Annotated in this window: 10 protein-coding genes and 1 tRNA gene; 2 read left to right on the top strand and 9 right to left on the bottom strand. The window is 70.8% G+C overall.

Going from position 1 to position 10,160, the window contains the following annotated elements; translation table 11 throughout:
- Nucleotides 1–101: 101 nt before the first annotated feature.
- Nucleotides 102–965, bottom strand: a complete 864-nt coding sequence (locus tag RB150_07275; GenBank protein MDQ7820334.1) for a M23 family metallopeptidase — start codon at nucleotides 963–965, stop codon at nucleotides 102–104.
- Between the two features lie 218 nt (nucleotides 966–1,183).
- Here RB150_07275 and RB150_07270 point away from each other — a divergent pair, with 218 nt between their 5' ends.
- Nucleotides 1,184–2,788, top strand: a complete 1,605-nt coding sequence (locus RB150_07270) for a hypothetical protein (GenBank protein ID MDQ7820333.1) — start codon at nucleotides 1,184–1,186, stop codon at nucleotides 2,786–2,788.
- A 180-nt stretch (nucleotides 2,789–2,968) separates the two neighbouring features.
- Here RB150_07270 and RB150_07265 read toward each other — a convergent pair whose 3' ends face one another.
- On the bottom strand, nucleotides 2,969–4,627 hold the full coding sequence (locus tag RB150_07265) for a sialidase family protein (GenBank protein ID MDQ7820332.1): 1,659 nt from the start codon (nucleotides 4,625–4,627) through the stop codon (nucleotides 2,969–2,971).
- A 124-nt stretch (nucleotides 4,628–4,751) separates the two neighbouring features.
- On the opposite strand from RB150_07265, the gene RB150_07260 reads away from it, so the two are divergent.
- Nucleotides 4,752–4,835, top strand: a tRNA-Leu gene (locus tag RB150_07260).
- Between the two features lie 110 nt (nucleotides 4,836–4,945).
- Here RB150_07260 and secG read toward each other — a convergent pair.
- From secG to RB150_07225, 7 genes are all read right to left on the bottom strand, one after another.
- Nucleotides 4,946–5,164 carry a preprotein translocase subunit SecG gene (secG, locus tag RB150_07255; GenBank protein ID MDQ7820331.1) on the bottom strand — a complete coding sequence of 73 codons (219 nt, stop codon included), beginning with the start codon at nucleotides 5,162–5,164 and terminating at the stop codon, nucleotides 4,946–4,948.
- A 78-nt stretch (nucleotides 5,165–5,242) separates the two neighbouring features.
- Nucleotides 5,243–5,986: a triose-phosphate isomerase gene (gene tpiA / locus RB150_07250; GenBank protein MDQ7820330.1), complete on the bottom strand. Its 744-nt coding sequence runs from the start codon at nucleotides 5,984–5,986 to the stop codon at nucleotides 5,243–5,245.
- Entirely contained in the window at nucleotides 5,983–7,170 is a 1,188-nt protein-coding gene (locus RB150_07245; GenBank protein MDQ7820329.1) for a phosphoglycerate kinase, read from the bottom strand. The genes tpiA and RB150_07245 overlap by 4 nt, the downstream gene beginning before the upstream one ends.
- Before the next feature lie 10 nt (nucleotides 7,171–7,180).
- The gene (gene gap / locus RB150_07240) at nucleotides 7,181–8,194 is read right to left on the bottom strand and encodes a type I glyceraldehyde-3-phosphate dehydrogenase (protein ID MDQ7820328.1); all 1,014 of its coding nucleotides are present in this window, start codon (nucleotides 8,192–8,194) and stop codon (nucleotides 7,181–7,183) included.
- A 37-nt stretch (nucleotides 8,195–8,231) separates the two neighbouring features.
- Complete coding sequence (locus RB150_07235; GenBank protein MDQ7820327.1) at nucleotides 8,232–8,612, bottom strand: DUF1290 domain-containing protein; 381 nt, start codon at nucleotides 8,610–8,612, stop codon at nucleotides 8,232–8,234.
- A gap of 25 nt (nucleotides 8,613–8,637) precedes the next feature.
- Entirely contained in the window at nucleotides 8,638–9,396 is a 759-nt protein-coding gene (locus RB150_07230; protein ID MDQ7820326.1) for a DUF881 domain-containing protein, read from the bottom strand.
- 117 nt (nucleotides 9,397–9,513) lie between these two features.
- Complete coding sequence (locus RB150_07225; protein MDQ7820325.1) at nucleotides 9,514–10,152, bottom strand: V-type ATP synthase subunit D; 639 nt, start codon at nucleotides 10,150–10,152, stop codon at nucleotides 9,514–9,516.
- Nucleotides 10,153–10,160 lie beyond the last annotated feature (8 nt).

Genomic DNA, 10,160 nt, shown 5'->3' with positions numbered 1-10,160 from the left:
GGGCGGTCCTCCCCGTCAACCCGGAAGGGGTTGGTTTCCAGCGGGAAGGATTCGTCACATGGCCCTCCTTTACTGTCAACACTAATGCGAAACAGGACAATCTAGGGCGAATGCGTCTGCACCCACGCCAGCGGATCCACGTACACGCCGTTGACCCGCAGGCCCCAGTGCAGGTGGGGCCCGGTGGCCAGCCCCGTGGCACCCACCCGGCCTACCTGATCGCCGCGGCGCACGGGCTGGCCCGGGGCGACCTCGACCGCGGACAGGTGCAGGTAGGACGTGACGATCCCCAGCCCGTGGTCGACCAGCACGGCGTTGCCGCTGACGGGCAGCTCCTCCGCCAGGCGCACGACGCCGCCGGCGGCAGCGCGGACCGGGGTGCCCTCAGGAGCTGCCAGGTCCACGCCCCGGTGAAAGCCGCGCACCTCGCCCTGGTAGACGCTGATCACGCCGTATCGGGAGGTCAGGCGGCCGCCCACCGGGAGAGTAAACCTGCCCTGCCACAGCTGCCGGTCGGCCAGCACCCGCAGCGCCCGGGCGACCCGCCGGGCTTCGTCCTGCAGCAGGGCCGGGTCCAACCGCGCGAGGTCATCGGGATCCAGCGTGAGGCGGCGTCGGGCGAACGGCACCCGCCGCACCGTGAGCGTGGTGCGGGCGAGGACGACCGGCCCGGCGGGGCCGACGGCCTCCACGGTCACCCCCCTGACTCCCGGGGCCGTGGTGGGATCGGTCGCCAGGTACGTCCGCCAGCGGTCGCGCTCGCGGTACAGCGCCCACTCGCGGCCGGCGAAGCGGACCACCGGCCGTCCCGGAGGGCCCGGACGGATCCAGACCGTCATCTCCACGGCGGCCCCCTGCCGCACCTCGGGAGCAGCCAGACGGAAGGATACTGTCGGAGGCGGGCTGGCGGCGGCGCCGGCCACTCCGGCCGCCACCAGCAGGCCGGTCAGGACCGCCTGTCTCATTCCGCCCCTGCCCATACCCGCTTCCGTTCCCCTTCAGGCTTGCGCGTCCGTATCGAGGGCGTGCACTCCCTTCCGCACGCTGCATTCGCTTGAAACCATTGTCCGGACCGGGCGCCTCTCCTGCGAGGAAGTCTGCGCGCTGGCCCCCTCGGGGCAGAGAACACACAGGAGCCCGATCGATGCGACTTCCGGCACGTCTTCGTGTCCTCCTGGGACACGTGCGCAGGTCCGTCCGGCGCGCCGCCAGCCCGCCCGCGTCCGCCGCGCGGCCGTTCCTGGACGCGCTGCAGGGCCAGACGCGGGTCGAACGCGCCATCACCGTGGTGCGCCTGGCCGTGCTGCTGGCGCTGCTGCCCCTGCTGCAGTGGGACGCCCTGACCCCTGAGAGCGAGATGGCCCTGACGGGGCTGTCGGTGTTGCTGGCGGGGTACGTGGCCGTCCTGTGGTTTGTCGTCCCCCGGCTGCGGTGGGCACCGACGCAGGACTTTCTGCTCACCGTCGACATCCTCGCCGTGGCAGCCCTCTGCGGGTTCACCGGGGGCATCCAGAGTCCGCTGCTGCCCCTGTTCTATCTGCCCATCCTGACCGCCGCGGTGCGGTTGAACCTCCGGCAGACCCTGCTGGCGGCCGTCGCCGTCTCCGCCATCGTGATCTGGATGTGGTCGGTGGCCGGCGGCGGGATCCAGGCCCTGGGATCCGCCACCCTGCGGGTGGGACTGTTCACCATCGGCAGCCTGCTGCTGGCGGCGTTCTTCGGCGTGCTGGCGCAGGAGACGCGCCTGTCCCGGGAGCGGGAAGAACTGGCCCGCGCCCTTCAGCACCGTCTGGACCAGGCCACCGACCAGCTGATGCGCCGGCTGGCTGACCTGGAGTTCGCCTACGACCTCTCCCGGCGCCTGGCCGCCGTCACCGACACGGCATCGGTCCTGACCACCGTCGTGGAGGCGGCCCGACGACTGCTGGCCGCTCCCTGCGCCGCCGTCTTCCTGGCCTCGCCCCACGAAAGAGAGTTCACCCCTGCCTGTGTCATGGGTGCCGACGAGCCGGAGGCCGTGGCGGTCATGCGAGCCTGCGCTGCCCGGATCACGGAGGCGGCCAGCGGTCCCGTCCAGGTGGAGATCGCCGAGGGGGGACCGTGGAGTCGGGCGATCGGGGTGCCGATAGTGGTCGGTGACCGCCTGCAGGGCATCCTGGCGGCTGGCGGCGGCGACAGGTGGGAGCCCGCGCGCACGGCCCTGGCCACCCTGGGCCACGTGGCCAGCCAGGCGGGACTGGCCCTGGACCGGGCGGCGCTGCTGGAGGACATGCAGCGTCTGGCCCTGGCCAAGCCCGATGCGCGGCTGTACAGCCGGGAGCAGTTCGACCAGATGCTGCGCCAGGAGGTGTCCCGGGCCACTCAGCTGGGGGTGCCGTTTGCGCTGCTGGCCCTGTCCTGTCCGCAGATCGACGCCCGCGCCTCCGCCGGCCCGGCCGAGGACGCCGAGCTGGCCCACCGCCGGTGGACGGCCCTCGTCCTGGACGCGGCCCGCCGGGTGGACGTGGTGGCCGACAACGGACCGGGGTCGGTCCTGGTTCTGCTGGCCCTGACCAACCCCGCCGGCGCGCGGACGTTTGCCGCCCGGCTGGTCGAGATGGCCCGGGCCGACGCCACCCTCCAGCACCTGCTGAACGCCGATGGGCCCGTGGAGGTCTATGCCGGCATCGCCGCCTTCCCCGACGATGCGGTGACCGCCAGCGAACTGCTGCACGGGGCCCTGGACGCGGTGGCCGCCGCCGACGGCGCCCGGACGATCGTGGGAGCGTCGATGATGGGTCCGTTGTGACAGGACCTGCCAGCCCCCGTGGAGGCGGGGACGGGGAGCAGTGCAGGCCGCCCCACCCCGCCGGCATGACTGCCGGTCAGGTCATGGCATAGCCCTCAGGCCCACGGCGACCAGACACCCGTCGTCGGGGCACCGGAAGCGTCTCCGCCGGCGCGTCGGCGCTCCCCCGGCGACCGCCGATCAGCGCCCGCGCTCGACCGCCGAGCGGGGAACCGTCGCGAGGACCTGCTGCTGGTAGTACACAGGGCCCCCGTCGTCGGCCGTGACATCCGAGGGGTAGTGGGTGGAGACAAACAGGGCGTATATGTTCCGGGCCGAGATGGCAAGGCCGAAGTAGTCGCCGATGAAGCCGCGGCCCTTCGGGCAGGGGTCCTGGTGGCCTGCGCAGGGATACTGGGACACGCCTCCGACCCTCTGGACCGGCTGTTCGGGATCCCAGGCGTGCTGGGAGACACGGACGTTGGGACCCAGGGCCGCCAGTCTCCCTCCCGTGTCCCGGTACGCCTGCAGCGAGACGTCGATGCAGAAGTTCTCCGCCCCGGGATGGGCCACGCTGGGGTCCTCCGGGCACGCCCGTCGCCGGTCGTAGAACGCCACCGCCACCAGACCGCCCGGGCCGGCAGCCACCGAGGGCTGGAACTGGTCGGTAGGCTCGTTGTTGTTGTCGTTGACCTTCTGGGGGGATGACCAGCTCCGTCCCCCGTCCGCAGACCACGTCAGCCAGACATCCATCTGCTTCTTGGTCCGATCCCACCCTTCGTACACCAGGTACAGGTGTCCCGGATATACCGGGCTGGCGGCAAAGTGCTCGACAATACCATCGCGGAAGGTGGTGTTGGGGAGGAACCCTTCGGGTACCACGTCCACCGTCGCCACCTTGACGAACGGGCTCCAGGTCTCGCCATCGTCGTCGGAATGCGTCACGTACAGGGTGGCCGGGGTCACGCAACACGGGGGAAAAGAGGCGAAGGCAACGTACAGGGTGCCGGCGGCGTCGACAGCCGGGTACACGTACGTGTTGGCGGGACCGCTCTGGTCGGCGGGCACGGTCAGCTTTCGCGGGGCCGTGAAGGACGCCCCCCGGTCCCGGGAGATAGCGTAACGGATCTCCACCGTGAAGCCGTTGAACACTGCCCAGAACGCGTACACGTGGTCCTGAAATGGATGGCCGGGGATGTTGTTCACAGCGACCCACTGCTTGTCCTCGACGCCCCCGAAGGTCAGGGAAGACTGGTTGGGGACGCGATCCAGGTAGCGACCGCCGTTGCCCTGAACCCAGGTGCGACCCAGGTCGTCGCTGTAGGACACACCGATGGCCGCATCGGGGTGCAGGTTGACCCACCACGCGTTGGCCGGCAGCGTCGTCTGATACGCTCGCCCACCGCTGTCGAAGGCCACGTTAGGGTCCGTGACAATCATCCAGCTGGGAGGCGAGGACTGGGTGCCTGTGGAGATGCAGTCGTACCCCTGCACCTGGGTGTGCGCCACGGGTGTGCCGTTACGGACGGTGTAGGCGCCCAGGTGGAAGATGTAAAAGGTGCTGAAGGTCTCAAAGAAGATCTTGGACGTCCCCACCAGGTTTTCGGTACCGGGCTGGACCGCCACCCACGATTCGGATCGGTTGGAGTTGTACCATCCGGACCGGCAGGTTCCGGGCAGCGGTGCCGTGGCGCCCGGCGGCACCGGATAGCCGCCGCCCTCGATGGGCCGGCTGGCCACCACATTGGTGAACGGTACGCGTGCAGACCACCCGTCCGCCGCCGAACGCACCGCCACGGGAGACCCCAGAGCCAGAAACGCCACCACGCTCACCGCGACCGCGGCCGCCGCCCCACGCATCCGAGCCACCCCGATCATCAAAGAGGGTGCCAAGACAATTCGCGCCAGGCTGACTACGCCCTGCCTGCAGTACCGGCTTGCTGGCCCGGCGGGGGGCACCCTATAATGAGCGCGGTACCGGCGTGCCGGGCTGGCGGAATTGGCAGACGCGTACGCTTGAGGGGCGTATGGGTTTCCCGTGGGGGTTCAAATCCCTCGCCCGGCACCAGAACGAGATGCGGCAGGGTCGTCTCAGACCCTGCCGCGCTGTTCTGAGGGGGAAGATAGCCCCTGCGGGCGAGGGGGAGACCCCTCACACCCGGGGGCACCGGCGCCGGCCTACCGGAAGAAGGCCAGGTAGGTGGAGGTCAGGACGAACAGGACGCCCGTGATCGCCGTGGCCCGGGTGAAGAAGGTCTCCCGAGGCCGCGGGCCGTGAAACAGCCGGGCGCTTCCGCCGATCGCCCCCAGCCCTTCCCCCTTGGGCCCCTGCAGCAGAATCACCCCGATGAGGGTGACGGCCAGGATGAAGTGCACCACCAGGATGGCCGTGATCATGCCCGCTCCCTCTCCGCTCGCATCTCCCGCCGCCCATCCTACCATGCGCGCCGTGGGCGGGTCCACCCGGGCGGACGCTCAGCGGGAAAAGGCGCGGGCGATGGCGATGAAAGCGGACGCGTCCAGGCTGGCTCCGCCCACCAGCGCGCCGTCGATGCCGGGCCGCCCGGAAAACTCCCCGACGTTGGCCGGGGTGACACTGCCCCCGTACAGCACGCGCACGTCCTCTCCCGCACGCCCCAGGGCGTCCCGGATGACGCCGGCGACCCGGTCGGCCTCCTCGCCGGTGGGTGTCCGTCCCGTGCCGATGGCCCACACCGGCTCGTAGGCGATCACCAGCAGCCGGACCCGCTCGGCCGGCAGGCCCGCCGTGGCCTGCTCCACCTGCCGGCGGACCACGGCGTCGGTTCGCCCCGCCTCGCGCTCCTCCAGGCGCTCGCCGACGCACACGATGGGGACCAGGCCGTGGTCCAGGGCCGCAGCGGTCTTGCGGCCCACGGCCTCATCAGTTTCCCCGAAGTGCTGGCGGCGTTCCGAATGGCCCACGATGACGTACCGGCACCCCACGTCCACCAGCATGGGCGGCGAGATCTCCCCGGTGTAGGGGCCCCGGGGCTCCCAGAACACATCCTGGGCTCCCAGCCGCACCCCGGAGCCCTCCAGGGCGCGGGCCGCGGCCCCCAGCGCCGTGAACGGCGGGCAGACCGCCACCTCCACGTCGGGCGGGAGGGGGCCGCGGGCGATGGCGGCCGCCAGGGCGGCCGCCTCGGCCGTGGTCGTGTGCATCTTCCAGTTGCCGGCCACCAGGCGGGGCCGGCTCATGCCGCTCGGTCCTGCAGCGCCGCCACCCCCGGCAGGACCTTCCCCTCCAGGAACTCCAGCGACGCGCCGCCGCCGGTGGAGACGTGGGACATGCGGTCGGCCAGGCCCATCTGCTGCAGGGCGGCAGCCGTGTCCCCGCCGCCGACGATGGTCACCGCCCCCGAGGCCGCGGCGGCCTCGGCCACCATCCGGGTGCCGGCGGCAAAGGGGACGAACTCGCACACTCCCAGGGGGCCGTTCCAGACCACCGTCCCGGCGGTCCGGACGACGCGGGAGAACGCCGCGGCGGTCTGCGGCCCGATGTCCATGCCCATCCAGCCCTCGGGGATCGCCTCGGCGGGCACCACCCGCACGGCGGCGTCGGGAGCGAAGCGGTCGGCCACCACCACGTCCTCGGGCAGCAGGAGGGGGACCCGTCGGCGCTCCGCCTCCTCCAGCAGCGACCGCGCCAGGTCCAGCCGGTCCACCTCGCACAGCGACGCCCCCACCCCGTACCCCCGGGCCCGCAGAAAGGTATAGGCCATCGCCCCGCCGATGAGCAGGGTATCGGCCCGCCCCAGCAGGTTGCGGATGACCCCGATCTTGTCCGAGACCTTCTTGCCGCCCAGGATGGCCACGAAGGGGCGGCGCGGATCCTCCAGAGCCCGGGACAGATACTCGAGCTCGCGTTCCATGAGCAGCCCGGCCACCGCCGGGAGGTACCGGGCCACGCCCACCGTGGACGCGTGGGCCCGGTGGGCGGTGCCGAAGGCGTCGTTGACGTACAGATCCGCCAGGGACGCCAGAGCGCGGGCAAACTCCGGGTCGTTGGCCTCCTCGCCGGGGTGAAACCGCAGGTTCTCCAGCAGGATCACGTCGCCGTCCCGCATCTCGGCCACGGCCCGCTCCACCTCGGGCCCCACGCAGTCGGCCAGCTTGCGCACCGGGGCATCCAGCAGCTCGCTCAGGCGGCGGGCCACGGGGTCCATGCGCAGGCTCTCCACCACCTTGCCCTCGGGCCGTCCCAGATGGGATGCCAGGATCACCCGGGCGCCGCGGCGGCGCAGCTCCTGGATCGTCGGCAGCGCCTCCCGGATCCGCCGGTCGTCGGCCACGCGCCCGTCGTCCAGCGGAACGTTGAAGTCGACCCGGACCAGGACCCGCCGGCCGGCCACGTCCACGTCGCGGATCGTCTTCTTGGCCATCTCCGCGACCCTACAGTCCCCGCTCGGCCATGTAGGCCACCAGGTCGGCCACCCGGCAGGCGTAGCCCCACTCGTTGTCGTACCAGGACATGACCTTCACCAGGGTGTCCTCGATGACGGTGGTCAGCGGCGCGTCCACCACCGCCGAATAGGGGCTGCCCTTGTAGTCCATGGAGACCAGCTCCTCCTCGCTGTAGCCCAGGTACCCGCGCATCTCCTCCTGGCTGTAGCGCCGGTAGGCGGCGTTGACCGCGTCCGCGGTCACCGGCCGCTCCAGCTCGCACACCAGGTCCACGATGGAGACGGTGGGGGTGGGCACCCGCAGGGCGATGCCGTGCATCTTTCCCCGCAGTTCGGGGAGGACCAGGAAGATGGCGCGGGCCGCCCCGGTGGTGGCCGGGATGATGTTCAGGGCCGCCGCCCGGGCCTCCCGCAGGTTCTCGCCCACCACGTCCAGGATCCGCTGGGTGTTGGTGTAGGAGTGGACGGTGGTCATGAACCCCCGGCGGATGCCAAACTCCCGGCTGAGCACCTTGGCGGTCACCGCCAGGCAGTTGGTGGTGCACGAACCGTTGCTGACGATGGTGTGCACCCGGGGATCGTACAGCTCGTGATTGACCCCCATGTTGAGGGTGATGTCCTCACCCTTGGCCGGCGCGGTGATGACCACCTTGCGGGCGCCTCCGGCCAGGTGGCCGCGGGCCTTCTCGGCGGCGGTGAACCGGCCGGTGGCCTCCACCACGATGTCCACCCCCGCCTCCCGCCAGGGGATGGCCGACGGCTCGCGTTCGCTGAACACCTTCATGGTCCACTGGTTGACGCGCAGCTCGCCGTCCCGGGCCTCCACCTGTCCGGGGAACGTGCCGTAGTTGGAGTCGTACTTGAACAGGTGGGCGTTGGTCCGGAGGTCGGCGATGTCGTTGACGGCCGTCACCTGGAGCCGGTCGGGGTAGCGCTCCAGCATTGCCCTCAGCGACTGGCGGCCGATCCGGCCAAATCCGTTGATGCCCACGCGGACCATGATCACACCTCCTCCCGGTGCGTTCCCGCGTCGCGCGGCGTCAGGGGATCCGCCCCGTCTCTCCTGCCGGACCCCGCCTGGCGCCGCGCCAGTACCGCTCCAGCAGGTCCCGGCGGATGAAGCCCACGTTGCCGAAGATCCGGATGGAAAAGGCAATCACGGCGCCCAGGTAGATGTCCACCCCCAGCAGGTCCCCGATGGCGGTCAGCAGCGCCGCAAAGAACGTGTTGGCAAAGAAGCCGCTGAGGAAGATGGACAGGTCAAAGCGGTCCTCCAGCTGGGCCCGCAGGCCGCCCAGGACCGTGTCGATGGCGGCCAGGATGGCGATGGCCGTGTACTTGACCACCCCCAGCGGGATCTCCACCGACGACAGAAACCCCAGGACGATGCCGACCAGCAGGCCGAGCACGGGCAACCACATGACCGCTCCTCCTGTCGCGCCCCGCCTACGGCGGGGCCTCCGCGGGGCGGGCGAAGGTGAACCGGTAGCCACCCCGGTACGCTGGCACCACCAGCCGCGAGGCTGTCGTCACCTTCACCGGAAACCCGAACGCCCGCAGGGCCTCCAGGATGCCCCCCGGCCGGGTGAGATATGCCTGGAGCGCCGCCGGATTGCCGATGGCCGTGATCCGGTAGGGCGGGGCGATGCGCTTGGCGTTGCACAGGATGGTGGTGCCCACACAGGTCAGGCCCGTGGACACCACCACCCGCTCCCCGTTGATGGCCACCGCATCGGCCCCGCCCGCCCACAGGTCGTTGACCACCGCCTGCAGGTCCGTGTAATGGAGGATCACCGTGTTGGGGTCGTCCCCGGGGCGCAGGGGCTGCGGGCTGTCATCCAGCTCCACCACCACGCCGGGCCCGACCACCGCCACCAGCCCCGCCAGCGTCCGCAGCCGTTCCAGGTCCTGGCTGAGGGCCTCCATCCGGGCCCGGCCCTGGGCGACCCCCTGCTCGTAGGCCCGCAGCCGCTCCCGCAATTCCACGATCTGCTGCTCCAGGGCCGAGCGGGCCCGCTCCTGCTCCCGCAGCAGGAAGCCCAGTTCCTCCAGCCGCTGGGATGGTACCCGCAGGTGCCGGCGGATCAGCAGTTCGTTACGCACCTGGGTGGCGGCCAGAAAACCCACCGCGGCCAGCAGCGCCGCCAGGGTGGCCTGCAGGCGGGAGACCTTCCACACGCGCAGTGTATGAGAAGTGCCCAGCATGGCGACGGCGGATCACGCCTAGGGCCAGTATACGACAGGGAAGAGGGAAGAGGGGTACGCGCTATTCTTTCATTCCTTTCCCCTCTTCCTTCTTCCCTCTTCCTTCTTCCCTTCCCCCTAGGTCTTCTCCCGCGCCTCCAGCTTGCGCTTGATGCGCTTGAGGCGGAAGATATCCTCCCGGGCCCGCTGCTCCAGCACCGATGCGATAAAGCGGATCTCGCCCAGGATCCGGGGGATCACCACCTGCTCCAGGGCGTTGACCCGCCGGGTGGTCTTCTTGATCTCCTCCCCGATCTTGCGCAGCTTGATCTCGGTGGCCGCCACCTCCAGGATCGCCCGCAGCACCTCCTCGAAGTGGGCGGCGCTCTCCATGGTGCGGGCGCTGGTGGCGGCAGGGTTGTGCCCGCGCTCCAGCAGGGTGCGGCGCACCTCCCGGACGACCACGTCGGGAATGCGGGTCCCCCACACGTTGCGCACCTGGATGTCCACCAGCAGCTCGCGCCGGTCCGCCATGGCCGCCGCCTCCAGGGCCTCCCGGCCCTCCCACGCCTTGGCCAGGGCCAGCATCAGGTACGCCTCCTCGCAGGCCCGGGTGAGCGTCTCCCGGGCGTGCAGCGACTGGCGTACGATGGTGAAGAAGTCGGCCACGAGGGCGTCCCGCTTGCGCTTGAGCAGGTCCACGCCCTGGATGGCCACTTTGGCCTGCTGCTTGCGCTGCAGCAGGTTCATCCGGGTGGGGCTGACGGCTTCCGGCATGTGCCTCC

The organism is Armatimonadota bacterium (assembly GCA_031081675.1).
In the GTDB taxonomy this organism is placed as follows: Bacteria; Sysuimicrobiota; Sysuimicrobiia; order Sysuimicrobiales; family Kaftiobacteriaceae; genus Calidihabitans; species Calidihabitans tengchongensis.
This window is presented reverse-complemented; position numbering and strand designations above follow the sequence as displayed.

Excerpts from the sequence above, each read along its gene's own strand:
- RB150_07275 (MDQ7820334.1), bottom strand. The coding sequence starts at position 965 with ATGAGACAGGCGGTCCTGACCGGCCTGCTGGTGGCGGCCGGAGTGGCC.
- tpiA (MDQ7820330.1), bottom strand. The coding sequence starts at position 5,986 with ATGAGCCGGCCCCGCCTGGTGGCCGGCAACTGGAAGATGCACACGACC.
- RB150_07230 (MDQ7820326.1), bottom strand. The coding sequence starts at position 9,396 with ATGCTGGGCACTTCTCATACACTGCGCGTGTGGAAGGTCTCCCGCCTG.
- RB150_07265 (MDQ7820332.1), bottom strand. The coding sequence starts at position 4,627 with ATGCGTGGGGCGGCGGCCGCGGTCGCGGTGAGCGTGGTGGCGTTTCTG.
- RB150_07225 (MDQ7820325.1), bottom strand. The coding sequence starts at position 10,152 with ATGCCGGAAGCCGTCAGCCCCACCCGGATGAACCTGCTGCAGCGCAAG.
- secG (MDQ7820331.1), bottom strand. The coding sequence starts at position 5,164 with ATGATCACGGCCATCCTGGTGGTGCACTTCATCCTGGCCGTCACCCTC.
- RB150_07235 (MDQ7820327.1), bottom strand. The coding sequence starts at position 8,612 with ATGTGGTTGCCCGTGCTCGGCCTGCTGGTCGGCATCGTCCTGGGGTTT.
- RB150_07245 (MDQ7820329.1), bottom strand. The coding sequence starts at position 7,170 with ATGGCCAAGAAGACGATCCGCGACGTGGACGTGGCCGGCCGGCGGGTC.